Raw genomic sequence first — 26091 nt, 5'->3', positions numbered from 1 at the left:
AGACAGTTTTTGGGTAAAACAGAAGCTGATATTCTATTGGCCTAATATTAACCATAGCGAAAATACCTTGAAGCATCTGCGACGATCACCATTTAAGCATTTAAAGCGGACGCTATTCGTTATGTATTTGTTATGCATGACACTAATTGGATGCGGGGGCGATCAAATATTAACCTCAGAGCAAGAGCCCGACCCGGTAGTGGTAGATGTCCCGATTGCCTATATTAAAAGGCCTGCACCGTTTAATGAAGATATGCTTTTAGCCTCTGAAGATCTGCGCTCGCCGAATGATTTTTTGCCTGGGGCGCAGTTGTTTATTAAACCAAGAGCCTCGGTTAATGCCCTCGAAACAAACCTTAGTGACAGAGCTTTTTATTCTGAACAGGAAATTTTAGACGCCACAGAAACATCCCCTTTATCTGGGTACGATATCAAAGATTTGTTTGTGTCTTATGATGGCACACGTTTACTGTTTGCTATGCGTGCGCCAGAAATTGAAGACGCCGATGATGACGAACAGCCAACTTGGAATATTTGGGAATATGAGATCACCACAGACTCTTTGAATCGTGTCATTACATCTGACCTAGAAGCAGAGTTTGGCCAAGACACTGCTCCTACTTATTTGCCAGATGGTCGGATTGTGTTTAGTTCTACTAGGCAACAGGCCAATCAGGCGCTGTTGTTGGATGAAGGAAAACCACAGTATCAAGCATTAGATGAAAACCTCAACAACATCGCCTCGGTGTTACATGTAATGGACGGTAACGGTAGTAATATCCAACAGATTTCTTTCAATCAAAGTCACGATCTCGATCCTATGGTGCTCAGCTCCGGCAAAATTTTATTTAGTCGCTGGGACAATGTGGCAAACAATAACAGTATTAGTATTTATCAAATAAACCCTGATGGCAGTCAATTAGAACTGGTATATGGTCATCATAGTCATAACACTGAACTCAGTGATGAAGCGTTGCAATTTACGCAGCTGTCTGATCAACCTAGTGGTCAACTATTAGTGGCTCTAAGACCTATAGTTAGCGATAGCTGGGGAGGGGAATATGTCAATATTGATATCCTCAACTATATCGATAACCTTATGCCAGTTGCTTCACAGAGCGGACTAACTGGGCCCGCACAACAGCCGGCTATATTTGATAATATCGTGATAGACGGTAGTCTTTCACCTGGAGGTATTTTCTCTGCTGTTTATCCACTTTGGGACGGTAGTCAAAGAATGTTGTTTAGTTGGAGTCAATGCCGAGTATACGACCCGCAGCAAGATTTGAATGAGGGTGATCCCCGGACTGTTTTACCTTGTGATCCTGAATTGATAGCTGATCCACAGGTGCAAGCTGCACCTAAGTTATTTGGATTGTGGATGTATGATCCCCTAGAAAATACGCAGCTAGTGATTAATGTGCCAGAAGAAGACCAGTTTTATACCGAAGTAGTGGCCATGCAAGCTCGCGCCTTTCCAACCGACCCACAACAAGCAGCCGTTTTTAATCAAGACCTAGCTAACAGCAACTTAGGGCGCGTACATATCAAAAGTGTCTATGATTTTGCTGGTGAAGATGTCACAGAACAAGGTATCGCTATATTGGCGGATCCAACACAAACACCAGTAGCAGATAGGCCCGTGCGATTTCTGCGGGTAGTCAAGGCCGTATCTATTCCGACTAGAGCAGTGCGAAACTTTGATAATTCTGCATTTGGACGTAGCCGCAATCAATTAATGCGGGAAATCATTGGTTACGTGCCAGTAGAGCCCGATGGCTCAGTGTTATTTGACGTACCTGCAAATGTTCCATTAGCCTTTAGCTTACTTGATGCAAACGGCAAACGAGTAAGTGACAGGCATCAAAACTGGTTGCAGTTTGCCCCTGGTGAAGTGCGTACTTGCAATGGCTGTCATAGCGACGATAGTCTGGCACCCCATGGTCGGTCTGACGCGGAAGCAGATAGCATTAATCTTGGCGCTATCAGTACAGGTAGCCCTTTTGTCAATACTAATCCAGCATTGTTTGCCGATTTAGGCGATACCATGGCGCAAACATCAGGCAGAATTAACGGTATCCACTATCCTTCAGCTGATATCAACTTTGAAGATATTTGGACAGATTCTGCGATGCAATCCCCTGCAAACAGCTTTTATTATCGCTATGCTGATTTACAAACCCCTTTGCCGATTACCGCTTCTTGCGCCCTTAACTGGACAAGTTTGTGCCGAATTCAGATTCATTTTCCAGAGCATATTCAACCAATATTATCACTAGATAGAAAAGTGTTGGCTGAAGACGGTGTCACCATACTCGAAGACCACAGTTGTTTGAATTGTCACACGCCTCAAGGTGACGATGGTATAGCACAAATACCCGCTGCTCAGTTAGATCTGAGGGCGACTGCATCAACTGATAACCCAGATTTCTTAACTAGTTTTCGAGAGTTAATGTTCTCAGATAATGAACAAGAGTTACGTGCAGGGGTGCTACAAGACCGGTTAGTGATAGTTACTGATGACGAAGGTAATACAGTGTTTGAACTTGATGAAGAAGGTGAACTAATACTAGATGCTGAAGGAAATGGGATCCCTGTAACAGAAACGGTAAACGTAAGAAATGTTATGTCAGTTAATGGTGCCCGTTCTAGCCAACTATTTTTTACCCCTTTTAATTCTGGTGGTAGCCATGAAGGGTGGCTATCTGCGGCTGAGTTAAGATTGTTAGCTGAATGGTTAGATATTGGCGCGCAATATTACAATAATCCTTTTGTGGCCCCCCTTAACTGATGTTACTTAGTGGCAAGCAAGGGCTTTTCGAAGTTAACAGTCTAGGAGCCCTAGTCGTTGGTTTTTTAGTTTTCATCAGCTTTCAGGTTTTAGCTGAAGGTGAAGCGCAAGTGCAAGTTATTGAGCCTTTTATCGAAATGCATTCGGGCCCAGCTGGTGGCTTTCCTGTTATTCATGTGGCGGCAAAAAACGAATGGATAACCGTATTAAAGCGCAGAACTAATTGGTTCAAAGTCGAAACTAATAAGGGTGTACAAGGCTGGATAAAACAAGATACGTTGCATAAAACCGTAAGCATTAGTGGTGATCCTGTTAGTTTAGCTGATGGGTCATTCGACTCATTTTCGCAGCGAAATTTCGAATTTGGCGCCTTGGGTGGGTCCTTTGAAGGTGTGCCATCAATGACAGTATTTGCTGATTGGGTGGCAACTGAAAACCTCATGGCAGGAATCACCTTAACTCAAGCTTTAGGCGATTTATCTGAAAACCAATTATTCTTAGTTCGGGTTCAGCATACGACTTTTCCAGATTGGTTGTTATCACCTTATGTGACACTAGGTGCCGGGAAAATTCGAACTAAACCTAGAGCCAACCTAGTGCAAAGCGGCGATGAAACTCGCACTAGTGACTTATTGGCTGCAGGATTAGGACTTCGTTATTACGTGGCCCAAAATTTTATACTTAAGCTTGAATATCAACACCTTCAGGCGCTAACCAATAGAGATGAAAACGAGGAATTAGAACAATGGACATTGGGATTCGCAGTTTTTTTCTAGCGTTATCGATCACTATAATGAGTTTTTCGTTGTTTGCAGAACAACAGACACAACGAGGATCGGGACAAGAAGCGCCAAATAAAACGCAACAAAGTGTTATCGAGCCAACCGTTGAACGCAGGGATATCAACGAAGCTAACATAGATTCTGAAAATTTTGAGTTTGGTGTCCTAGTAGGCGTGCTAAGTGTAGAAGATTTTTCGTCTAGCATGGTGTTAGGGGTTCGCGCCGCTTATCACGTTAATGAAAATTTTTTTGTGGAAGCGACCTATGGACAAGCTGATGCAGGTGAAACCAGTTTTGAAGTATTGAGCGGCGGGGCTCCGTTTTTAACCGATGATGAACGCAATTATCGTTATTACAACCTGTCTTTAGGTTACAACCTCAATGGCGAAACCTTTTTTACGGACCGATTGGTGTTTAATTCCGCCACATATTTCACAGTTGGCGCCGGCAGCACTGAATTTGGAGGCGATGAAAGGTTTACTCTAAGCTTAGGTGCAGGTTACCGATTATTGTTGACTGATTATTTCGCGTTACACGTAAATTTGAAAGACCACTTGTTTAACTCAGAGTTAATTGGTGAAGAAAAAACCACTCATAATATTGAATATGGCCTAGGCGCCACATTCTTTTTTTAGACCGCTATTTACGTATTAAGAGGTTAATTTATGCAGTCATCAGTTAAAGAAATTCATGCATCCAGCCATGTGAAAGTGCGTGGTTATTTGGGGCAGGTATTGCTGTATTTCAGTTTGTTGTTCACCAATTTTAATCTTTTTGCAGCAGATGCAAAAGTCGCAGCAGCAGACTTTACTTTGGCAAGTAAACACCACGGTAACCTGCGTTTGCAAGAACAGCTTGGAAACGTAGTCTTAATTAATTTTTGGGCATCTTGGTGTGCTCCGTGTCGTGAAGAACTGCCATACCTAGAAGAGTTACAGCAACAATATGCGGATTTGGGTTTTACTATATTCGCTGTCAATGTAGACGAAGACCCTTCCAAAGCAGAGAATTTGCTAAAAGATATTAGGGTTTCTTTTCCGGTGTTATTTGATGTAAATGACCAAGTTAGCAAATTATATGATGTCCAAGCTATGCCAACTACAGTGATCGTCGACCGCGACGGCAATCAACGTTTATTGCATAAAGGTTACAAAAGTGGCGACGAAGTCAAATATCAACAAGCTGTTAAAGCATTACTTCGGGAGTAACTAATGACAGTCAGTAAATTACAGCGATATAACTGGATACTTGTTGTTTTAGGCTTAACAAGTGGTTGCAGTAGCACTTTCGAGCCCTGGGTAAAACCCTATGAGCGCGATAACCTCGCAGATCCCATTATGAGTATGAATCGTAATCCTGTTTCCTCGTCTTATACCAATCATGTTTATCAAGCACGAGAAGGAGCTAGAGGCGCCGAGGGTGGAGCTGGGGGCGGATGTGGCTGTAATTAGACAAAAAATGAAAAGCCCTCAAGGTACGGTGCGAAGATTAATTATTCGATTAGTTTTCGCTTGTATCATATTGGGACTATTCGTTTGGCAAGCTAGTGCCGCAGTGTTGCCACAAGACCGTTCTGACGCTATGTATCATTCCTATGAAGGAGGAGGAATTTCAATCGATGGACCTTCAATATTGTTGCGCAAAAAAATTGGAAACAAGGTTTCTGTTTCTGCCAACTATTATGTTGATACGATTTCTGGAGCCTCCATTGACGTGTTAGCAACGGCTAGCCCCTATTCAGAAGAACGCACCGAAAATAGTGTAGGTGTTGATTTTCTTCATAATAAAACTCTGATGAGTGTGAACTACACATCTAGTTCAGAAAATGATTTTGAAGCCGAATCGTTTCATCTTGGTGTTAGCCAAGACTTTTTTGGCGACCTCACCACTTTAACCTTAGGATATTCCAAAGGAAATGATGAAGTGGGTAAAACTGGAGACGATAGTTTTCTAGAATTAGCTGAGCGACACAATTATCAAATCGGGATCACTCAGGTTATTACCAAAAATATGATACTAGGGCTAAGTGTCGAAAATATATCTGACCAAGGATTTTTGAATAATCCTTATCGTTCAGTGCGATTTTTGGATCCAAATACCGAGCGTGGATATAGTTTTGAATCAGAACTCTATCCTAATACTCGCAAAAGCAATGCGGCAGCAATTACAGCTAATTACTACTTGCCCTATAGAGCCTCTGTATATGGCGAAGCCAAAATCTTTTCAGACTCGTGGGGTATTCAAGCCAATACCTATAAATTGGGTTACATTCATACCTTTGGTGATGACTGGATTGTGGAGTTAAGAGCACGCCATTACCAACAAGACAAAGCAGACTTTTATCAAGACTTATATACGCGCAGCGCTGAATTTAACTTTCGTGCTCGGGACAAAGAAATGAGCACTTTCAACAATTTATCCCTTGGTTTGAGTGTGAGTTATGAATTTCAATTTTCAACTGACAGTTTATTGAAAAAAAGCACCCTGAATCTAGATTTTGAGCACGTGAATTTTGATTATGATGATTTTAGAAACGTATTAAGCAACGCATCAACCGAAGTTGTCCCGGTTGGAACTGAGCCGCTTTATCAGTTTTCTGCCAATATTACCCGTTTGTACCTGTCCATATTTTACTAATGAACCTTGATTATGCGCAGGTTATAGGAAACCCAATACTATGAAACTTAATTATCCACAGTTAGCAAAATCTACACTTTTTGATAGCTTGTCTTTGCTACTCGTTATCTTGCTTTTGGTTTTCAGTTTGCAGCTCAATGCGCAACAGAATAAGGCGGCAGATCAAAGCGTCATAGCACAACAACTGCAGCAATTAAAAAAGGAAGTGGTTGCCTTAAATCGAGATTTATTCGTTTTAGAAGAGGATTTATTGTTCCCATCAAGTACTCAAGTGGTTGTGTATCTTTCGATGGACGTGGGCACTTATTTCAACTTAGATGCAGTTGAATTGCGAATTGACGACAAAGTGGTGAGTTATCATCTATATACCGAAAAACAAATTCAAGCTTTGTTTAAAGGTGGTGTGCAAAAATTACATATCGATAATTTGGCTCAAGGCGAACATCAACTTAGTGCTTTTTTTATCGGCAAAGGGCCACAAGATAGAGAATATAAACGTGCTACTAGTCTCACTTTCTCTAAGACTGCTGAAGCCAAATCTTTGGAAATAAGCATTATTGATTCGAGCGTAAAACAGCAACCTATTTTTGAGGCGGTTGAATTATAATATGCTGAACTGGATTGGCGTCTTAATTTGTTGTGTTGCTTTGCTAGTCAGTAATCAAGCTAGTGGGCAACTAAACGGCGCTGTTAATCCTCCTAGCCCTATACAGTTACAAAAAGCCTACCAACAGGTTTTGTATGAATATTATCAGGGGAATTTTGGCCTCGCCTTAACTCAAATGGCGATTTTAGAACAAAAATTTCCCAACGGTTTGACCCAGCTCCCATCGTTTTTGAGTGCTAATCAAGTAGAGCCAGAGCTTCTCAAAGGGGGAATGAGTTTAGCTTACGGGTTAGATAACCAAGCAGCCGACATTTTTCAACGTTTATTACAAAACAATACCGCCCCCAAAATCACCGCTTTTGCTTGGTTATTGTTAGGTAAAACCTATTATCAAAAAAATCAATTTGCAGCAGCAGCTCAAGCTTTACAAAACATACCTCAACAAGATGCAGTCACACATTTTGAGGTATCTGTGCGTGATAATTGGCTCTACATGCAATCGCAACTCCACGATTTCTTGTTAGATCAAGAAACAACCAGTACTAATACACAGTGGTTAGAGCAGTTATCTTCAGATTCAATATATCGACACTACGTGCAATACAACCAAGCCTTAGGACTATTGCAAGCGGGTAAAACACAACAGGCCATAAGTCGATTAACTGCCCTAGTGAATAACAACAACAGTTTTGTGCGTCGCTGGATGGGGTGGGCGGATCCAATATTTAATCATGATAGCGATCCCAATTTGACTGCTGAGCGCGATGCTATTGGCGACCGAGCAAACTTAACACTAGGTTATACTCTGTTGCAAAACGACGAACCCCATGAAGCCTTTAGGGTGTTCCAAAAAATTCGCACCCAAGGCTTAGACACTCAGGCTGCGTTACTTGGATACGGCTGGGCTGCTGCTAAAAAGGATGAATTACAATCGGCTTTAGCTGTGTGGCAACGACTGATTTTGTTGCCACAAAATAATGAATACACCTTGGAGGCCTTTTTAGCTAGTGCCTATGCTTATGAAAAAGCCTTTGCTCCTCAGCAATCACTGCAAGTATTACGATTAGGAATCAATCGCTTCGAACAGGCTTTAACCGACCTTAATCATGCGGAGCAACAGGTACAACAACAGTTATTTATCTTGGGTTTATTACCCGATGCTAAAAGTCGTTCTGAACAGACTGATGTTGTAAGCCAATCCCTCATAGACAAAGGCCGACAATTTAACACCGTAGAACTGTTTAACTCTGTTGCGGTTAGTCGCGAGTTTAGGGCTGGGCTATCGGCACTTGAAGATAACAAAGGCATACAAAAACAATTGTACGATTGGCAACAACGTATGCAGCAATATCACTTGATGCTTAACGAAAGGCAAGCAGAGCGGTCTAAACGAGCTCAACAAACGTTACAAAACCGTACATTGGAACAATTGACTGAATTACAAACTCAGCGTGAAGCGCTAGCACAGCAAGTGGCATCGGCAAAGGATCAGAAAAATGCCCACATTTTGATGAATCAGCAAAGCCAACAATGGTTATTTAGAGTGGGAAGAGCCCAAAAAAGTATAGAAAAAATTGCTCAGCTAAAGCAACAACTAGGACAGAAACCTCTGGATGATAGTTATCATAAACGGGTCAAACGTGTAGCAGGTAGAATAACTTGGCAAACGAGTGAAGCCCATGCAGCTAATCTATGGCAAGCCCAAAAAGCCTTGAATCAACTCGATGATGAAATTGCTAAAGCCCAAATACGTCAACAGCAACTATTACAACAACTCGCATTGCAACCAGAGTTTACTCAACAAAGACAAAGAGTCAGCGGCCTGGCACAACGTATCAGTGCTGAAGTCACTAAAAGTACACAGTTACAAAATGTACTAGTTAGCCAATTGTCAGATACTTTTGTACGGGCGATACAAGAGCATAAACAAAAGATCGCTGATTATATTTTGCAAGCGCAATTGGCTATGGTGAGATTGAGAGATCAGGCCTTACAAAAAGACAACAACAGCTCGACTAAAACAGATGAAGCGACCTCTGTTGAGGAGGAGCAATTATGAGCTTAGGACTATATTCTTTGAGTTTGTTAGGTCTGGTGCTATTTTTGTGCGGTTGCGGAACGTTGTCTGATAAAGATACACCACAACAGCAGCCTACCGCCAATCAAACAATTGCAGACCTATATTTCGCACCATTACCCTTAGATCACACACCTTTAGAACAACCTGAAACAAAATCTATGCGTGATGCTTACAAAGTATTGCTTGAAATGGTGGGTGATCCGCAAACTAAACAAATAGTGCAATATAGATTGGCCGATTTAGAGGTTTTACTAGCGGAACAAATACAAGAAAACGGAATACCCATTGAGCCGTCATTAGATGGTGGTGAACAACCTAAACAAAACCCTCAAAAATTGTTTGAGGCTGCCATAGAACAATACCAGCACTTGTTGCAACAACATCCACACAATTCTGACAATGTAGAGGTTTTTTACCAACTCGCCAAAGCCTATGAACAACAGGGGCAAATGCAAGCTAGCTTGAATACATTACAGCAATTACTTCAACAATTTCCTGACAATGAATATCTTGCAGAAATTCACTTTAGACTCGGGGAGTTGGCATTTAATCGTGCTAACTATGAATTGGCAATTCATGAATACAATAAAGTATTGATTCAAGGGGAGCAAAATCCTTATTACGCTACTGCAGCTTATATGTTGGGATGGAGTTTTTTCAAAAATGAACAGCAAACAGACGCATTAAAAGCCTTTACAACTTTGCTTGATCATCAGTTGCCTAACGAAATTGTGGCACAGTCCATGTTGTCTCAGGTCGACAGCCAAAAACAAATCGACAGTTTAGCTGTAGGACAAAAACGCTTGGTCAAGGATACGATCCGTATTATGAGTTTGTTGTTTTCTTATCAAGATAACGAATACTCGACCCCAGCCGACAGTATTGCCGCACATTTTGCGAGAGTAAAAAGTAGGCACTATGAGTACGTGCTCTACGATGCATTAGCACAACATTATCTCAATCAAGATAGATACCTCGATAGCGCTAAAACCTTTAAAGCCTTTACTGAAGTTCATGGGGAGCATTTTCAGGCACCAATTTTTGCAGTGAAGCAAATTGACTCTTATATCTTAGGAGAATTCCCAAGCTTAGTGCTGCCTGCTAAACAACAATTTGTAACTCACTATGGAATTTCTGGAGAATACTGGCCTAAGTGGCCCCTCGTTTTGCAAGAACAAGTTGCACCTTTTTTAAACGAATACCTCCAAGAGTTGGCGCAATATGAGCATAGCCTTGGACAGGTGTTAGCCAGTAAGAGTCAAAAACAATCAGTCAACCCAAATAAAAAAGGAGTCTCTAAACCACAAGAGTTACAAGCACAGTCCACTCAAGCTTTATTGCGGGCTTCACAATGGTACCAAGAGTTTATATCGACGTTCCCCAAAGATCCGCAAACTCCAGAAGTAACTTACAGGTTAGGAGAAGCTTTATTTGAAGCGCAGCATTATGGCGAATCAATCAAAGCATTTGAAGACTATGCTTACCAGCATTTGCAGCCAAGTACTCATCAAAGTGATGTTCATCCCAAAGCGGCTGAAGCGGCTTACGCTGCTATTTTGGCTTATCAGAAAATACAATTACAAACACAAGGCGACCAATCTTGGTTAGATAAGCAGCTTATTGCTCAAGAAAAATTTGTGAGTACGTTTGCTGACGATCCTAGAGCAAGGGATATCCTGTATAACAGCATGCAACAACTCTTTGGTTTAAAGCGTTATGATTCAGCGATACATGCCGCACAAAAGTGGTTGGAGCGGCAACCTAATATTACTTCTGAAAAAAGTTTAGCCAGTTATTTAGTGATAGCACACAGTCAATTTGCACTACAACAATATGAATTAGGGGAAAGTAGCTACGAAAAAATCATTCAAATGTTGCCAAATAAAGATCCCCGCCTTGCAGATATCCGCGAGCGATTAGCCGCGAGTATTTACAAGCAAGGAGAGCAGAATGTAAAAAACAATTATTTGCCTCTAGCGGTGAATGATTTTTTAAGAGTCATAGCCAAAACACCTAACTCTAGCATTCGTGTCAGTGCACAATACGATGCCGCCAGTTATTTATTACAGATGCAACAATGGCAACAAGGCATAGATTTATTTGTCGACTTTAGACGACGTTTTCCTCACAACGATTTAACCAAAAATATTCAGTCACAACTAATATTGGCATATCAGCAAAATGAAAACTGGCAGCTGGCAGCGGATGAATTGTTGCTATTACATAAAACTAAACCACAAACTGAAGTAGGTAGGCAAGCTCTGTATGTAGCCGCTCAGTATTTGCACAAAATAGGGAATAGACAACAAGCTTTGGATGCGTATCGAACTTACGCTCATAGTTATGCACACCCTTTCGCCGAAGCGAATCAAGCCCGGTTTATTATGAGTGAGTTTTACCTTGAAAGTAATGAATACAGTAAACGTCGTTTTTGGCTCAAAAAGTTAATACAAGCTGATATTCAAGCGCAACAATCTACCGATATTGAAAGAGATACTCGTACTCGCTATTTAGCAGCAATGGCCTCAAGTGTTTTTGCTGACGACAAGTTGCGTGCCTTCAGAAAAATAAAACTCACTCAACCTCTAAAAGCCAGTTTAGCTAAGAAAAAAGCGGCGTTAAATGCCGCCCTTGAGGCTTACAACAAAACTTTGGGATACAAAGTTGAAGAGTTCAGCACCTTAGCTAATTTTAGTATTGCTGATATTTATCATCAACTTGCCAAAGACCTAATGGCTTCCAGTAAACCTAAAAATCTTAACTCCTTGGAGTTGGAGCAATATGAGTTATTGCTTGAGGAACAGGCTTATCCATTTGAAGAAAAGGCCATCAATATTCACGAAACCAACATCAAGCGTAGCTGGCAAGGTAGCTACGATGTTTGGGTCCAAAAGAGTTTTAGCGCCTTGCAAAAATTGCTCCCTGGGCGCTACAACAAACAAGAAAGAAACGCGGAGTTTATTGATGAGATTTACTAGTGTTGCGGTACTTGTATTGTTGGGGGGAGCCATATTGAGTAGCTGCAGTAGTTTGTCTCCGCAAAATCAAGCTGAGTCAATGGTCGAAACCACTCAAGCTGAGCCTGAATCTGAACCGCTAACAGCGTTGCAAACAAAGGTTAATGCTTTGCAACAACAAGTCAATTTATATAAAGAGCAGTCAAGTATCGATAACATTGATGCTCGGGTATTGACGCAATTTCAAGCCGCTGTAGCACTAAAACAGCAAGGTCACTTTATCCAAGCGCAACAACAACTTATTGCCTTGTCTGAACAACATCCAAATTATTCGGGCATATGGTTGCAACTGGCATTAATAAGCGGAGAACTCAACAAAGATAACGTCGAGGGTAAGCTTGGCGCAATGTCTAGCTACCTAAACAAAGCGACAACTGCTAACCCACTCAACTATCAAGCTCACAATGAATTAGCCTTAGTATTGCGGCAACAAGGTCAGTTTAACGAGGCCCTAAGGCACTATGAATTGGCGCTTAAAAGTTGGCCTGCATTTAGTACCGCCTATTTTAATCGAGGCATATTATACGACCTCTACTTAGGAGAAAAAACTTTAGCCTTGGCTGATTTTGAAGTTTATCAGGCGTTAACTAAAGACGAATCACGGCAATTGCAAGGTTGGATAATTGATTTGCAAAGGCAGATAAAACGCGCCGAACAAAATGAACAATCTGGAGCGACCTTATGAAACCGTCAAAAGGTTATACAAATGTTATGCGCCTAATACTATTAGTAGGGTTTATGGTTCAAAGTGTTGATGCACAAGAACCTGAAGTGATTAAGCTGCAAGAGACTATTCGTGGTAACCAAGAGCAACCAAAAGTATTAACCATAGTCCCATGGCAATCGCCCAAACCCAAAGAGGCTTTACCTAGTCAAATTATTGAACGCATCAATAAAAAGTTTATGCCACTACAACGGGGTGAACTAACGCGACAAATTCAAATTTTAAACATTAAAAGCATACCCCAACCTAAAGGTTAATACCTTTAGGTTGGGGGCGAAAATATATAGTGAATAGCACTTATAGTAGGAGTCAGTGATGAATTTTTTTGAAGTAGTAGTTCGGTTTTTTCAGGAAGGCGGGGCGTTCATGTTCCCCATAGCAATCGTTTTGGCGATTGGGTTAGCTATCGCTATTGAGCGTTATTTGTTTTTGAGTTTTTCAAAACGGGTGAATAAGAAAGCCTTCAAACAAATGGAGCCGCTACTCAATAATCATGACTACACGGGTGTATTAAGTTTTGCGAGTACCGATACTTCACCTATTAGCAGGATCATCGGGGCGGGAATGGCGCGTTTAAGTCATAGTCAAAGGCGCGAAGATATTGAGTACGCCATGGAAGAAGGCTTGATGGAAACTACGCCAAGGCTAGAAAGACGTACTGCTTATTTAGCCACCTTAGCCAATATCTCTACTTTGTTAGGATTGCTGGGCACTATTATTGGTTTGATTGCTGCATTTTCAGCTGTGGCTACCGCAGACCCTTCCGAAAAGGCCAGTTTGTTGTCGCAGAGTATTTCAGTGGCAATGAATACTACCGCTTTCGGTTTGATTGCGGCTATCCCATTGTTGGCGTTTCATTCTGTGCTGCAAACTAAAACCACTGAAATAATCGACAGTATGGAAATGGCTGGGGTGAAATGTTTGAACGCACTAATTGCACGCCAAGATTTAAGCAGTCATTCCCGCTCTACAGACACTAATCCGTAAATTTAAGTAACAGATGATTCTAGGTTTAGACGTAGGAATAAAATATGGCGACTAGAACAAAATTCGGTCGAAGTAGTCGAAAAATCAAAAAAGAAGCTGAGTTAGATATCACTTCTTTTATGAATTTGATGATAGTACTGGTGCCGGTGCTGCTAATGATGATGGTGTTTTCGCGGATTACCGTTTTAGAGCTAGCTTTGCCTCAGCTCAGTGAAGCAAGTCAATCGGAGATACCTGAAAAGGAGCAACGCTTAGAGCTGATTGTAAGGGCCAACAGTATTGCTGTTTATTATCCACAAGGTTATTTAGTTGAAAATATAGCAGTTACCGAAAATGGTTATGATTATGCTGCTTTACAGTTAGTGCTTAGGCGAATAAAACAGACTCTGATCAATAAAAACATAGATAAAAAAGCAGCCACGTTATTGTTAGAAGAAAATACTCCATATCAAGTCATAGTTGCACTTATGGATACCACACGTTCTTATCAAGATGTGTTAATTGCATCGGTAGTGGATGCAGAGCTTTTCCCTGAAATTTCGCTAGGTGATGCGCCAATTGTTGTTAACGATGCCGATTCCACTGACGCTGCTGGGGGCTTAAAATGAAACAATCAGCTAGGTCTCTACGCATGGCTCGCCACCATAAACGCATGGCAAAAGATTCAAAGCTCAGCTTAGTGTCATTAATGGATATCTTTACTATCTTGGTGTTTTTTTTAATGGTTAACGCATCCGACGTACAGGTTTTACACAATAGTAAAAGTGTTGAATTACCTGAATCGACAGCACAACAAGCAGCTAAAGAAACCTTGATTTTAATGGTTAACAATAATGATTTAATTCTTCAAGGACAAAAATTAGCCGATGTAACACAGATTCTAAATCAAAGTGAAGATGTCATCCCCGCTCTGGCTACTGAACTAGCCTATCAAGTTAATCGCGCTGCGAGCACCGGTGGAAAAACTGCCGATAGCGAGAATATGGAACGCGCTATTACCATTATGGGCGACAAGAACATTCCTTATGTGTTGTTAAAACGCATTATGCAGACCTGCGCGCAAGCTGGTTTTAGCAACATCTCTTTAGCTGTGGAAGGCCAAGAGTCCGCTGCTTCACTTCGCGAAAACGCGCCGCCTGATAACTCAAGTATGCAAGGGCAACCGCTATGAATAATATTGCCAGCATAAATGTCAGTACTGCTGTCAGCAAGATTCCGGCTCCCAGTGCATTTATAACCGTATTGCCATGGTCTTCCAGTGAAACAGAAAATCTACGATTTAAACGCATCACCGCTGTCGTGTTGTGCTTTACCTTGGCCTTTGCGGCGATAGTGAAATGGCAAGAATTGCCGGAACGTCCTCGAGCTGAAAAAGAAAAAGTCCCGGCACAATTGACACGTTTAATGACGCCTAGAAAAGTTGAACCACCTAAACCTATTCCTAAACCCAAACCAGAAATCACCCAACCTTTGCCGGAAAAACCAATAGTCGAAAAAGTAAAAGTGGTGCCGCCTAAACCAGAAGCGCCAAAACCACCCAAACAAGCGACACCTAAACCCGTGAAAGTCAAAGTGCCGACAAAAGCGGAAATTACTGAGAAGGCTAAAACCAAAGCTAAACAATCCGGCTTGTTAGCGTTTCAAGATGACCTTGCAAGCATGCGCGACAATTCAAGTTTAAATAACTTAGCTGATACCGACACCATAAAAGGAGCCGGAGCCAGTAATCAAACTCAACGCAAATTTATTGGTGCAAAGGTGGCAAGCAGCAGTGGTGGCGTCGACACCAGTAAATTAACCACTGACATAGGTTCTCGGGGCGAATTAGCCGGTCGCAAGAACACAGAATATGTGGCTCCCAATGAGGGGCTTGCTTCATTAGCTGCAAAACAAACTGTGACTGAGGATAGCGTGTTAGGCAGTCGAGAAACACAGTCAATTCGTAAAGTATTAGATGCAAATAAGGGGGCTATTTATGCAATTTATCGTAAAGCTTTACGCTCAGATCCAAGTTTGCAAGGCAAGTTAACGGTTAAATTACAAATAGATCCAGACGGTTCAGTTTCTAAAGTGGAGTTGGTTTTCAGTGAATTAGATTCGCTAGATGTGGAGAAAAAACTAATGAATAGAATACGCTTAATTAATTTTGGTGAGCAAGCCGTGACACAAACCATACTCGACTATTCATTTAATTTTTTGCCCTTCTAGAAGCATTTTTAAAGGTATGGCTAAGGCTTAAATTTGCTAATACTTAAATTAAATGCCAGATAGTTAAGCTAAATTGTGCGCCTTGTGCAAATGCCATAGTCGTAATATATTGTAATTTACAAGTTATTTACTTTTTCAGGAACCACAGTGCAATTAATACTTACTCCATTAATAAGTTGTCATTTGTGTTTTTCGTAATAAAGAAATTATCTATTAAGCTGGGCTGTGTTCTGGTGATGTCATTATTCATAACGACTAGCAACGCGTCCATTGAAATTATTAAACATGTCAGTTCCAAACAGTATCGTGACCAACAAAAAACCTACTATGTTGCATTACTTCAACTAGCCATAGATAAAGCCGAACATAAATTTGGCCCTGCTAGTTTGCAACATTTGGGGACCTCTATGGTGTATCAACGAAAACTAATGAGCCTAAACAACGGAGAGCTTGATGTGATGTGGACAGTCACATCAAAACAAAGGGAACAAGAATTATTGCCGATTATGATCCCAATATTAAAGGGGCTTATTGGTTATCGCGTGATGGTGATTCAAGATAATAAACAACAGGAATTCACCCGCACACAGAGTATTCAGAAAATCAAAGATATGGTCGCAATACAAGGCACAGACTGGGCGGATACCGATGTATTGCGAGCAAACGGTTTCCAGGTAGAAACTTCAAATTGGTCCAATAGTTTTTACACTAGCCTAAGTAAAGGGCACTATGATTATTTTCCTAGGTCTATTTTAGAGCCTTGGGCTGAGTTGAAAAAACTTCAATTCAAAAATCTAGTGGTTGAAAGTAACCATCTACTTTATTACCCCGCAGCCATGTATTTTTTTGTTCAAAAAGATAATAAATCCTTAGCCCAGCGCTTAGAGTATGGTTTGAACCAAGCCATTGAAGACGGTAGTTTTGACCAGCTTTTTTATAACTATCCAGCACATAAAGTAGCCTTGTCGAGGGGGAAAATTGGCTCTAGGGTCATTCATACACTTTCAAATCCGTTTCTACCACAATCAGCGCCTTTGGCTGATACACGTTTATGGCATCAGATTCATTAATACCAGCAGTTCCCCAGCAGCGATAATTGTTTCAGAATTGTGATTGTATCTAATCTACAACCTGCGTAAAATCCGCCGCGGAGTTGGCCAGACAATCGCCGTTTAGTTTTCATTCGTGAATTTCTAAAGGGAGGAAAGTCCGGGCTCCATAGGGCAGGGTGCCAGGTAACGCCTGGGCGGCGTGAGCCGACGACAAGTGCAGCAGAGAGAAGACCGCCATTTTGTTATTCGTAACAATTCGGTAAGGGTGAAAGGGTGCGGTAAGAGCGCACCGCGTTGCTGGCAACAGTATACGGCAAGGTAAACTCCACCCGGAGCAAGACCAAATAGGATCTCATATGGCGTGGCCCACGTTGAGATCGGGTGTGTTGCTGGAGCCAGTGAGCGATTGCTGGCCTAGATGAATGATTGTCGCGGTTTGTTTTCGAACAAGCTTCACAGAACCCGGCTTATAGGGCAGCTCCGTCTCACCCAATAAAATCTTTTTTTATCAATGAGTTAGAGATTTTATTTGGGTGGGTTTTTAAGCCAAGACTTGTATTTGGTACACATTTTGGCACACACAAAGCCTATTAAGGTTCCTTATACGATCGTAAGAAAGGGTTGTTACTATTTAAATATTCGTAATAAATCCTCGTTAATTCGCATATCTCTCAAAGTAAAGTGTGTGTATACAGCACTTAAGATAATCAATATATTATTACCTTCATTTAACGCTAGGGAAAATCTATCAAAAATGGGCAATGATGAGATCACACAAAGGATTGTAAATATAAAAAGAGATATCTTGAACAGTGGTATTGCTATTTTGGATTTAGAAAGTACAGAAGCTAAGACTCTTTCAAGAGAATATGAAAGTTATTATCTATCGTCGTTATTTGAACACCAGAATTATACGCAGTTACCTAGCAATATTCAGGGAGTTAAGGAGCCACCAGCAACTAAGCCGATTTTAGAATATAAACTAGATCGATTGTACGGTTCAAAAATTAATCCTCCTCAACAAGCTAAATTGTTTTGCGATAGGCTTGCTAGAGCCATTATGGAAAAAACAGATGATGAGGATTGGGAGCCATTAGACGTAGGTCTTGAGTTGGCTAAAGCTGAGGAAAAATTAACGGGTATATACTCGCAAGCGTTTAGACTAAGGAAGCTAATAGAGTCTGGCTCAATAGAAGAAGCAAAGGAGTTGCTGGATTCAATCCAAGGTAAGCCCAAACAACGAGTTGATAAAGTCTTTGAGGAACCTGATTTAAACCCTCTATCTGATTACATGGAAGGATTTTTAGAAGCTGGGAAACAAGGGAAATTGAGTCCAGTTAAAGGCGAAAAAAGAGCTGCATGGACGTCAAAGATACTTAGAGATAATGAGTATATAGGCAAGGTAGTGTCCCTTCATCTAGGTTCAATCCCGTTAAATAAAATTACTGGTAAGGAGTTGGATGACTTCTTTCGGGATGTTGTGGAAAATATGCCCCTTGGAAATATCAAACCTTTCAATGTAATGATTATCGAGGAAAGGTACAACGCAGCTATAGACGGTAATGTTAATGATGATTTAAGCATATCCGGCACAGCTATTAAGAACTATAAGAAACTATTACAGTCATTTTTTCGGTACGTTATGGACGAACATATTTTAGATGTCAGTCCTCTGACTAAAATGCGACGTGAAATTAGTGGCAAGAAGGGAGTTAGGGGAGCTTTTACGCTAAAGCAAGTGAAGCAGATAGTAGCGTACTGTAAAGAACAAAGTGATGTTAACAAGAAGTGGCCAGTCCTAGTAATGTCACATACAGGTATGCGTAATGGTGAGATTATGCAGCTTCGGAAAACTGATATTCGTGAAGAGGATGGCTATTGGTACATTATGGTTACTGATGAGAATGGTCAAGTTAAGACGAAAGATTCGGTTAGGAGGGTACCCATACATAGCGAGCTAATTTCAATGGGCTTCATTGAGTTTGTGAAAGAGTCAGGAGATAAACTGTTTTCTGAAAATAGTAAGTTCCTAACCAGATTCTACTCCAATAATATCAAGCCTAACTTAAGCATTGCAGACGAAACCGATTCGAATAAATCTCTATCACTTTACAGTTTAAGGCACTTTGTAGCGACTGAACTTACAACACAAGGGACAAATGAGACCACCACTCAACAAATTATCGGACATAGTAAGAGGCAAAACACGTTGAACAAATACTATATGGATGCAATAGCTCTACCCGCTTTGAGTAAGGCCATTGAGCGAATAAAATTAGACTAGGGGATTTATTTATCTGGCTCTTTTACAATTTAGATTTCATTGGTATTCTTTTCTTTGCTCTGTAATTATCATTTTAGAAGTGATAAGTAACTTTATAAGCAGGTAAGTTATTAAACATCCGTTTTAAGGTGCTTGAGAGGCTCTGTGAGAGGATATCTCCCTATGACCCTAGCTACCCTATTGCTTCTGTCTGGTGGCTCTTAAAGTGCCGATTAGGAGTTATTTTCAATTTAAGTCTTAAATAATTTATTCTTATTCTTATTCTTATATGTTTCTTTGAATAACCTCGCTAAGTCTAAAGCATCTTTGGCATATTCTTCGAGATAACTGTTCTCTTTCTTTTTTCTCTCGACAAGTAGTTCAGGAAATTTAAATTCATAGTTTGCCTCCTTTTCAAATGATTTAATCAGCACTTTCTTGAGCTCATCACCATACTGTTCTTGAATAACAAAACTATCGTGTACAGGTAACACAGGAATATTTTTATTTGCAAAATGCGAGATAACATCAACACAGACGTTTGACTCCAGCATACTTAATTCCTTCCATGCACAATTATAGAACCAGTCTTGTAAGTTTTTGTGTTTATTCTCAAGCTCTTCAACTATCGTTCTTGCTTTAACTCCTTCGGGAAGTATATATTTTAAGCGTTTTTTACTTATTTCCCGTGCAATAGCTTTGACTGCACTGTCTTGAGATTCACCGTTGAGCATGCAAAGAAAAGCAAGTTTTACTAGATCTCGTAATTTTTTAATTTTAGTGTCTAGACAATTAACATCATATGCTTTTCTTTTTTGTTCTGCTGATTTGGTAACATCCCATCCACTCTGAGCATAAGCAAGAGCAGGAAACGCAGAGCAAATATCATATTCAACGGTATTATCTCCGTTTATTCTTATGAATTGTCTATACTCTCTCTTGACTGATTGCCAAATTGGACCATGTATCCTGCCATAATGCTCCGTAGCTGTTTCGGCTTCACTTTTGAAGAGCCTAACTAACCTTTTCTCAAATATGTAAATGTTATTGCTGCCAATTTGAATCGAACTAGCGGCAAGTAATGTATTCATCTTGTTAAGAGTTTCTAATCCATACCCCTTTGCTTTTTCTTCATCCATATCCTCGTACCAGCCATATTGATTTTCAATACGAATTGGCCAGACCTTAGCTCCAATCTTATCAATGCTTATATGATGCTCTTTGAGGAAAGTAATTAGCTTTGGTTTTGCTCTTAATTTAGTTGAGTGTCCGAGAAACCCTTTCTGCTTTTCTAATAATTCGTGATTTTGAAGCTCATTAACGATCTCACCTAAAATGCTACCGTTGACTTTCAATAAATGATACTGCTCTCTTTTTGTATTACCTGCTCCAGTCCTACTAAGAAAAATACCTATACTTCCTTCTCCATTAGTAAGTTTGTATCTAACTAATAAATCTATTAACAAAACTTTAATAGCATAGGTTCTACGATTATTTGTTAATTCTTTAAGTGAATACTCTCTTACTAGGTTCTTGACGGCTAAATTTAGCTCTTCACTTTCCTTGTAATTGTGCTTATACAGAGACCTAGATAGCTCTTCATCAATCCACTTGTGTTTTAGTAAAATAGCCAAAGTAGAAGGTGGCATAGAGGGTTTAAAAACCATTAGCTAATTCCTTAAAGATAAACAATAGTTAAGTAAGATAACTACCAAAGAATGTCTCATTCAATACTATTATATTGTATTATTATTCTCATATGTGGACGTTTTTCTATATATCATTGAAAAATAAGGATTTAACTAGACCTTGTTTGTTTAACAAATGAATAAAGTAACGTATCTAAATTGCTAAATAAAAAAAAGAACTTAATAATAACGTAAGTAATTGATTATAAACGACTTTGCTTTTGTTTTAATGGATTAACCTGTATAGTTTTAGTAATAGTTTGTTGTTATAACTCTATATGATGATATCCACCTATGACCAAGTACCCGCTGCTTAAGTGTTAAAGTCTCTTAGGGTTTGTTGTAGACGCTTTTATGGTGTTAGTTATATTAGAAATAAAATATCTCCCCCCCAATAGTGCTACTTGAATAAGAACTACAATACGAACCTCAGATAGTCTTTACAAAGGCTTTAATAGAAAACACACCTATTTTAGAAAAACTCCTCTGTAGCCCTTTAAAAATCACTTCGTGTATGATTAACAACAACATGGTAAATCAACATGTAATAAAAGAAGATAAAAAGATTAAAAAGAAGTACTACTTAAGTATACTACTAGAGTAGTTACTAATAGGGTTCTATTTCTCAAGAAAAGAAAAACAAAGAGAAATAGGATTAACTACAGTAGTTACTACTAGAATATTATCCACTTGAGTATAAATATTAAGCACTTCTTTTCTTTCTTGTGCTTGCCTTGGCTGCTCAAGTTGATAAAAAAGAATACACCAAGAGTCATTAAAGCTCTGATTGGCTGTATTGCTTAACAAGTCCCTCCCCAAACAAATAAATACCTAAAATATAGATTATTACATGAAAATACCTAACCTACATCTGTAGCAGGCAACTAAATGCCCTCAGAGTCTCTGTATGGCTTCTCACTGGACTATCTCCCTACAACCTAAGCTAACCTACAAGTTAACAATGGAGTCTCTTATAATGCCATACAGGAGCTTATGTGGTATTCAGTGTAGTCGAATAAAGTATTCCCCCAAAGAGTACAAGTTCGAATAAGTAACTACAAATGTAATTTTCTATTTAGGGCACTCCCTAAAAGAAGGGTTACTTATATGCCTCTAAAGATTGCTATAGCACCCTAAAGAGAGTATTATCTTTTACTCTAGACTCTAAAGAGAATTAAATCAGCCAATGACCACTTACATTTATTCACGAACCAGTACTAATGAACAGAACGTAGCACAGCAAGCTGAGTACCTAGCTGGCAAACACACACATGACTTCTCAGTGACTGAGCAGTTCACAGGCACCACTACAGATAGACCTAAATTTCAAAAGCTGATTAATCAATTAGTTAATGGGGATAGATTAATAGTTAGAGAGGTAAGTAGGATTGGAAGAAACACCTCCGAAGTGCTAGAGGTTGCTACCCAGTTAAAATCTAAAGGCGTTAGGTTAGTTATAGATAATTTGGGAGTTGATCTGGATACGCCTGCTGGTGAACTGGTATTCACAATATTAGCTGCTACTGCAAAGATGGAAAAAGACCTACTACTGGAACGTCAGGCAATAGGAATAGCTCGTGCCAAAGCAGAAGGCAAATATACTGGCAGGAAAGCGCTAGATCCTACTGTAATCAAAACAGCTAAAGATCTTATCGCTGGTGGAATGTCTAAGTCGGCTACAGCCCACCAACTCAAGATAGGGGAGTCTACTCTGTATCGATACTTAAAAGCTTAGCTATCTAAATCTAACGAGTGGAGTGCAACAGTCTATAGATACCGCTGAACAAAGGAACATTCAAAAAGATTTTAATTTTAACTTTGGTCGTCTATAGTCTGAAAACAATATATACAGGGAAATAGTGTAATGTTTAGTCTACTGAATTTTTTATTTAAAGATCCTCGGGTTCAAAGGGTTGAAGACAATATAAAGCGTATCCACAAAATGAGGGTTGAACCGGAATTGAATATTCTAATGCTCAAATACAAATATAGGCGTTGTCCGGAGATACTAAAAGAGATGATTGCAATCGCTACCGAACATGAATTTGAACATCATATGTATAATGGATTAACCTTAACACTTGATGAGAATAATAATTACATAGTGATTGATTAATAACAAAAAGGTGTTGGAACAAAGCTGAGATTTCGGTGCTTGTGTATAGCCAAATACTTGTACCGTCATGGTTTAATATTATGACTCGGATAGATATTTTAGAAAAATACAGAAGTCCTCTAAAGGCTAGCCACCAGCTGTTAAACACCGGTCTTGTAAAATAGGTGGTTTTAACTATCAATTTTATTTTTCTGGTGTATTTTTTGCTGTACAGTAATCACTCGGTGTTTTAACGGATGCCTTCCTAAATTATTAGTGAAGGGTTAATAAGGAAATTAAAATGAAATTGAAAGTTTTACAGGTTGTCCTTTTAAGTTGTGTATTGATCGTTAGTAGATTCGCTAATGCAGGCTTAATAGTTATGGGCGATGTTAATATAATCTCTAGCTCCAATGTGATAAGCCAAAGTGGGAACCAATCGTTATTCTCTAACATATTAGGGGGTGACACGCAGGTTTTATTCAATACTCGAAATACCCCTGACCGCTCTTTCCCTTACAGCACTAATCTTCGAACGTATTATGATGGTATTGCCGGTGTTAACACATCATCAACAGGCAGTTCGATAACTTCTGCTTTGATATCCACATATGGCTTACTTGTTTTAGATTTTGGTTTTGGCGATTCTCCACCACCACTCTCTACACAGGAGGCGGCAGCAGTATTGAGCTTTATTAACGCAGGCAATAACGTTCTCTTTTTTGGTGAAAATCTCGCCAGCGCAGGGGTAGCTAATTATAACAACATCCTAAACAGCATAGGGAGCTCAATACGATTCGCTGATGCCAAGACACCGGGGGGGTTCGAGATTTCGACGGAGGTTGCCCCCCATCATTTGACTTCCGGTGTTTCAAGCCTTAATTTCGGTTGGGCATCATACGTCACAGGGGGAACAGCCCTCGTAAAATATGATGGTCGTTCAATTGTGGCTTCGGAAGGTTCTTTTGAAAATATCGCCGCTTCCGTACCAGAGCCATCAACCCTTGCCATCTTCGCATTAGGCCTAATTGGTTTAGCAATACGTAGATTTAAGGTGTGAGTAACGGAACTACCTAACCTAAACCATTGCGCCGTAAACACAAACCCAACGCGAAGCCAAAAATGACAAGCGTTGGGAATTACTCTTAAATGTTTGTATGAAGTTAATAGGTTACTCCAGCCAAACCAATAATTTGCTTATCCATAAGCTCAGTAACACGGCCTTCCCACTTTTTGTATTCACCACTTTTAACCTGAAACACACCATAGCACTGCGTTGTTCCATTCTGAGTTTGTAAGCGAGATTTGTTTACGGATACAATTTTACCTTTTTCACCATCGCCCGAATCAATCCAACCTTGGAAGCTAGACACTTGCTTCTTACAATCAGGTCCATAATGAGCATATTGCTGATAAAAAGACTTACCCACTAAGAATGAGGCAAGTAATACACCTATACCCACTAATTTGATGATTATGCTTAACCATGTGTTTACTTGGTCTAAACTTGAGCTTTTGTCATTAGATTTTAACTCACTGACTTCGCTCTCTTGTTTCTGTATATCTTCCATTTATGTACTCCGTTAATCCCTAATAATATAGAAGTCTTAGTAACACACTCACTTCTACATACATTTGATTACAGCAATCTGCCATACAAACAGAATTAAAACACAAATCCAATTAAATGAATATTAGGGAAATGCTACTTTCTGGCCCTGCTTGCTGTGGGGGGCGGGTCAATAGCTGGTACACAAATGGTACACAAACTGGTACACAGTTCCTCTGAAATGCCCTACAATAAAGGCCTAAACCACTATTACAGCAACTAAAGGGTACTAGTCTCGGCTTATAGGCCAACTCCAACTAATTGTTTTAAAAGTGTTTATCTCTATTTTTGAGATTAAGTGCTACAAAAATTGCTACAGTAGAATAAGGGATCTTATTCTAGTTGTAGCTATTTTTCGTATCTATATTGTCGTAACGATTGTCGCGACAAATTAAAGGTTTTCCTATTTGTGTTCAGGTCACATCATAATTAATTTATCTGCCGTTATTCGCTAGCGTGCTTGCTGAGTATTTCTTGCATGACATTAACTAACTCACGGTTTTTGGCTTCGCTAAGCGCATCAGGATGTGGAGCAGCCCAATTACCTATATCGTTATCAAAATACTTACCGGTTTTACCTTCGAATTCATCGCTAAGTGCTGCTCGGGTTAATATATCTGCCCCAATTCCTAAGTCTTTTCCGTCTGAGCCGTAGGCTTCCTTGACCATTTTGCTACCGAGAAATGATGCTGGATTGATTGCAATAATAGAGGGCGCTTCCGCTCCTAGAGTCGCAGCTAGATGTACGGTCCACATGGTGATCGCCAATTTACTTTGGGCATAGGCGGCATTATCTGACAACATCTGTAAGCCCTTTAAGGCATCTAAACTAACGGGCGCTTGTGCAGCAGAAGATAAATTGATAACTCGTCCTGTTGAGTTGAAAAGTGGCATAAGTTGTTGTGTTAACACGAATGGCGCTAAAGTATTGACCACAAACCTAATATCAAGACCGGTATCAGTTATTGGATGAGGTATTTTAAATACACCAGCGTTGTTAATTAACACGTCAATTTTTGTATGTTGCTTTTTGACCGCCTCGGCAAAAGCTTGAACATCAGCCAATTTAGAAAAATCTGCAATATAGGTTTCGATATTGGCCTGACTATATAATTGCGAGAGACTGTGTTTGACTTGTTCTAATTTTTCTTGGTTGCGGCCATGTATCAACAAAGTGTGGCCCTTTGATATTAATTTTTTAGCCGCTTCAAAACCAATTCCGTCAGTGGCTCCTGTCAGTAAAATTGTTTTTTTCATCTTCTTAGTCCTATTCATTGAGATTGGGAAGCCGGCTTTTGGCAACTGTTGTACACGCTGCTTTTATGTCGACGCTGTGTGTTTAAATCGTTGTTTATAAACTGGCGTTTGCACTAGTACATACAGCATAGCTATATCGAAATGAGGAATAAATGCTCTTTGAATGGAATCAGAATTCCGATTTTGTAGATAATCAACTTTGGCAGAGCTGCTTTTTTGTTGGCCTTAGATCTAAGGCTGTCGAACAAAAATGTTAAAATTAACGGAGTGATGCAGCCCTTAGAGACCTAAAGG

At 40.0% G+C, this 26091-nt stretch carries 23 protein-coding genes and 1 other RNA gene; 20 read left to right on the top strand and 4 right to left on the bottom strand.

Going from position 1 to position 26091, the window contains the following annotated elements; all coding sequences use genetic code 11:
- Positions 1-136: 136 nt before the first annotated feature.
- From KO534_RS15545 to KO534_RS23770, 18 genes are all read left to right on the top strand, one after another.
- Entirely contained in the window at positions 137-2791 is a 2655-nt protein-coding gene (locus KO534_RS15545) for a hypothetical protein (protein WP_252732174.1), read from the top strand.
- Positions 2791-3567: an SH3 domain-containing protein gene (locus KO534_RS15540; protein WP_215930632.1), complete on the top strand. Its 777-nt coding sequence runs from the start codon at positions 2791-2793 to the stop codon at positions 3565-3567. Before KO534_RS15545 ends, KO534_RS15540 begins: the two co-directional genes overlap by 1 nt.
- The gene (locus KO534_RS15535) at positions 3537-4208 is read left to right on the top strand and encodes an outer membrane beta-barrel domain-containing protein (RefSeq protein WP_215930630.1); all 672 of its coding nucleotides are present in this window, start codon (positions 3537-3539) and stop codon (positions 4206-4208) included. The genes KO534_RS15540 and KO534_RS15535 overlap by 31 nt, the downstream gene beginning before the upstream one ends.
- 30 nt (positions 4209-4238) lie before the next feature.
- On the top strand, positions 4239-4781 hold the full coding sequence (locus KO534_RS15530; protein WP_215930628.1) for a TlpA family protein disulfide reductase: 543 nt from the start codon (positions 4239-4241) through the stop codon (positions 4779-4781).
- Between the two features lie 3 nt (positions 4782-4784).
- Positions 4785-5024: a DUF4266 domain-containing protein gene (locus KO534_RS15525; protein WP_215930626.1), complete on the top strand. Its 240-nt coding sequence runs from the start codon at positions 4785-4787 to the stop codon at positions 5022-5024.
- A complete protein-coding gene (locus tag KO534_RS15520) occupies positions 5011-6210 on the top strand; it encodes a DUF3570 domain-containing protein (RefSeq protein WP_354667946.1) in 1200 nt (399 codons plus the stop codon). The genes KO534_RS15525 and KO534_RS15520 overlap by 14 nt, the downstream gene beginning before the upstream one ends.
- A 40-nt stretch (positions 6211-6250) precedes the next feature.
- Entirely contained in the window at positions 6251-6817 is a 567-nt protein-coding gene (locus KO534_RS15515; RefSeq protein ID WP_215930624.1) for a hypothetical protein, read from the top strand.
- Position 6818: 1 nt separating this feature from the next.
- On the top strand, positions 6819-8876 hold the full coding sequence (locus tag KO534_RS15510; protein ID WP_215930622.1) for a tetratricopeptide repeat protein: 2058 nt from the start codon (positions 6819-6821) through the stop codon (positions 8874-8876).
- The gene (locus tag KO534_RS15505) at positions 8873-11875 is read left to right on the top strand and encodes a tetratricopeptide repeat protein (protein ID WP_215930620.1); all 3003 of its coding nucleotides are present in this window, start codon (positions 8873-8875) and stop codon (positions 11873-11875) included. Before KO534_RS15510 ends, KO534_RS15505 begins: the two co-directional genes overlap by 4 nt.
- Positions 11862-12599, top strand: a complete 738-nt coding sequence (locus KO534_RS15500; RefSeq protein WP_215930618.1) for a tetratricopeptide repeat protein — start codon at positions 11862-11864, stop codon at positions 12597-12599. The genes KO534_RS15505 and KO534_RS15500 overlap by 14 nt, the downstream gene beginning before the upstream one ends.
- Positions 12596-12895, top strand: a complete 300-nt coding sequence (locus KO534_RS15495) for a hypothetical protein (protein ID WP_252732173.1) — start codon at positions 12596-12598, stop codon at positions 12893-12895. The genes KO534_RS15500 and KO534_RS15495 overlap by 4 nt, the downstream gene beginning before the upstream one ends.
- A 58-nt stretch (positions 12896-12953) precedes the next feature.
- Positions 12954-13625, top strand: coding sequence for a MotA/TolQ/ExbB proton channel family protein (locus KO534_RS15490; protein WP_215930616.1), 672 nt, complete (start codon positions 12954-12956; stop codon positions 13623-13625).
- Between the two features lie 44 nt (positions 13626-13669).
- Positions 13670-14233 carry an ExbD/TolR family protein gene (locus KO534_RS15485; RefSeq protein WP_215930614.1) on the top strand — a complete coding sequence of 188 codons (564 nt, stop codon included), beginning with the start codon at positions 13670-13672 and terminating at the stop codon, positions 14231-14233.
- Complete coding sequence (locus KO534_RS15480; RefSeq protein WP_215930612.1) at positions 14230-14796, top strand: ExbD/TolR family protein; 567 nt, start codon at positions 14230-14232, stop codon at positions 14794-14796. The genes KO534_RS15485 and KO534_RS15480 overlap by 4 nt, the downstream gene beginning before the upstream one ends.
- Entirely contained in the window at positions 14793-15833 is a 1041-nt protein-coding gene (locus tag KO534_RS15475; RefSeq protein ID WP_215930610.1) for an AgmX/PglI C-terminal domain-containing protein, read from the top strand. The genes KO534_RS15480 and KO534_RS15475 overlap by 4 nt, the downstream gene beginning before the upstream one ends.
- Positions 15834-16069: 236 nt before the next feature.
- A complete protein-coding gene (locus KO534_RS15470; protein WP_215930608.1) occupies positions 16070-16903 on the top strand; it encodes a transporter substrate-binding domain-containing protein in 834 nt (277 codons plus the stop codon).
- A 79-nt stretch (positions 16904-16982) separates the two neighbouring features.
- Positions 16983-17371: RNase P RNA component class A (gene rnpB / locus KO534_RS15465), an RNA gene on the top strand.
- Positions 17372-17570: 199 nt separating this feature from the next.
- The gene (locus tag KO534_RS23770; protein ID WP_215930606.1) at positions 17571-19169 is read left to right on the top strand and encodes a tyrosine-type recombinase/integrase; all 1599 of its coding nucleotides are present in this window, start codon (positions 17571-17573) and stop codon (positions 19167-19169) included.
- A gap of 230 nt (positions 19170-19399) precedes the next feature.
- Here KO534_RS23770 and KO534_RS15455 read toward each other — a convergent pair whose 3' ends face one another.
- Both KO534_RS15455 and KO534_RS15450 read right to left on the bottom strand, forming a co-directional pair.
- Positions 19400-20815, bottom strand: coding sequence for a hypothetical protein (locus KO534_RS15455; protein WP_215930604.1), 1416 nt, complete (start codon positions 20813-20815; stop codon positions 19400-19402).
- Between the two features lie 639 nt (positions 20816-21454).
- Positions 21455-21643 carry a hypothetical protein gene (locus KO534_RS15450; RefSeq protein WP_215930602.1) on the bottom strand — a complete coding sequence of 63 codons (189 nt, stop codon included), beginning with the start codon at positions 21641-21643 and terminating at the stop codon, positions 21455-21457.
- Between the two features lie 379 nt (positions 21644-22022).
- Between KO534_RS15450 and KO534_RS15445 the strand changes: the two genes are divergently transcribed.
- Both KO534_RS15445 and KO534_RS23485 read left to right on the top strand, forming a co-directional pair.
- Positions 22023-22571 carry a recombinase family protein gene (locus KO534_RS15445; RefSeq protein ID WP_215930600.1) on the top strand — a complete coding sequence of 183 codons (549 nt, stop codon included), beginning with the start codon at positions 22023-22025 and terminating at the stop codon, positions 22569-22571.
- Positions 22572-23232: 661 nt separating this feature from the next.
- The gene (locus KO534_RS23485; RefSeq protein ID WP_252732172.1) at positions 23233-23991 is read left to right on the top strand and encodes a PEP-CTERM sorting domain-containing protein; all 759 of its coding nucleotides are present in this window, start codon (positions 23233-23235) and stop codon (positions 23989-23991) included.
- Between the two features lie 103 nt (positions 23992-24094).
- Here KO534_RS23485 and KO534_RS15435 read toward each other — a convergent pair whose 3' ends face one another.
- Positions 24095-24502: a hypothetical protein gene (locus tag KO534_RS15435; protein ID WP_215930598.1), complete on the bottom strand. Its 408-nt coding sequence runs from the start codon at positions 24500-24502 to the stop codon at positions 24095-24097.
- A gap of 482 nt (positions 24503-24984) precedes the next feature.
- Positions 24985-25797: an SDR family NAD(P)-dependent oxidoreductase gene (locus tag KO534_RS15430; RefSeq protein ID WP_215930596.1), complete on the bottom strand. Its 813-nt coding sequence runs from the start codon at positions 25795-25797 to the stop codon at positions 24985-24987.
- Positions 25798-26091: the final 294 nt, after the last annotated feature.

The sequence above is a fragment of the Paraglaciecola arctica genome (genome assembly GCF_018861065.1).
Taxonomy (GTDB): Bacteria; Pseudomonadota; Gammaproteobacteria; order Enterobacterales; family Alteromonadaceae; genus Paraglaciecola; species Paraglaciecola arctica_B.
Note: the sequence above shows the minus strand (reverse complement) of the source record. Positions and strands in the feature narration are given on the sequence as shown.

Excerpts from the sequence above, each read along its gene's own strand:
- KO534_RS15480 (WP_215930612.1), top strand. The coding sequence starts at position 14,230 with ATGAAACAATCAGCTAGGTCTCTACGCATGGCTCGCCACCATAAACGC.
- KO534_RS15505 (WP_215930620.1), top strand. The coding sequence starts at position 8,873 with ATGAGCTTAGGACTATATTCTTTGAGTTTGTTAGGTCTGGTGCTATTT.
- KO534_RS15545 (WP_252732174.1), top strand. The coding sequence starts at position 137 with ATGACACTAATTGGATGCGGGGGCGATCAAATATTAACCTCAGAGCAA.
- KO534_RS15445 (WP_215930600.1), top strand. The coding sequence starts at position 22,023 with ATGACCACTTACATTTATTCACGAACCAGTACTAATGAACAGAACGTA.
- KO534_RS15535 (WP_215930630.1), top strand. The coding sequence starts at position 3,537 with ATGGACATTGGGATTCGCAGTTTTTTTCTAGCGTTATCGATCACTATA.
- KO534_RS23485 (WP_252732172.1), top strand. The coding sequence starts at position 23,233 with ATGAAATTGAAAGTTTTACAGGTTGTCCTTTTAAGTTGTGTATTGATC.
- KO534_RS15485 (WP_215930614.1), top strand. The coding sequence starts at position 13,670 with ATGGCGACTAGAACAAAATTCGGTCGAAGTAGTCGAAAAATCAAAAAA.
- KO534_RS15525 (WP_215930626.1), top strand. The coding sequence starts at position 4,785 with ATGACAGTCAGTAAATTACAGCGATATAACTGGATACTTGTTGTTTTA.
- KO534_RS15530 (WP_215930628.1), top strand. The coding sequence starts at position 4,239 with ATGCAGTCATCAGTTAAAGAAATTCATGCATCCAGCCATGTGAAAGTG.
- KO534_RS15430 (WP_215930596.1), bottom strand. The coding sequence starts at position 25,797 with ATGAAAAAAACAATTTTACTGACAGGAGCCACTGACGGAATTGGTTTT.
- KO534_RS15490 (WP_215930616.1), top strand. The coding sequence starts at position 12,954 with ATGAATTTTTTTGAAGTAGTAGTTCGGTTTTTTCAGGAAGGCGGGGCG.
- KO534_RS15510 (WP_215930622.1), top strand. The coding sequence starts at position 6,819 with ATGCTGAACTGGATTGGCGTCTTAATTTGTTGTGTTGCTTTGCTAGTC.
- KO534_RS15495 (WP_252732173.1), top strand. The coding sequence starts at position 12,596 with ATGAAACCGTCAAAAGGTTATACAAATGTTATGCGCCTAATACTATTA.
- KO534_RS15470 (WP_215930608.1), top strand. The coding sequence starts at position 16,070 with ATGTCATTATTCATAACGACTAGCAACGCGTCCATTGAAATTATTAAA.
- KO534_RS15500 (WP_215930618.1), top strand. The coding sequence starts at position 11,862 with ATGAGATTTACTAGTGTTGCGGTACTTGTATTGTTGGGGGGAGCCATA.
- KO534_RS15435 (WP_215930598.1), bottom strand. The coding sequence starts at position 24,502 with ATGGAAGATATACAGAAACAAGAGAGCGAAGTCAGTGAGTTAAAATCT.
- KO534_RS15540 (WP_215930632.1), top strand. The coding sequence starts at position 2,791 with ATGTTACTTAGTGGCAAGCAAGGGCTTTTCGAAGTTAACAGTCTAGGA.
- KO534_RS15455 (WP_215930604.1), bottom strand. The coding sequence starts at position 20,815 with ATGGTTTTTAAACCCTCTATGCCACCTTCTACTTTGGCTATTTTACTA.
- KO534_RS15475 (WP_215930610.1), top strand. The coding sequence starts at position 14,793 with ATGAATAATATTGCCAGCATAAATGTCAGTACTGCTGTCAGCAAGATT.
- KO534_RS15515 (WP_215930624.1), top strand. The coding sequence starts at position 6,251 with ATGAAACTTAATTATCCACAGTTAGCAAAATCTACACTTTTTGATAGC.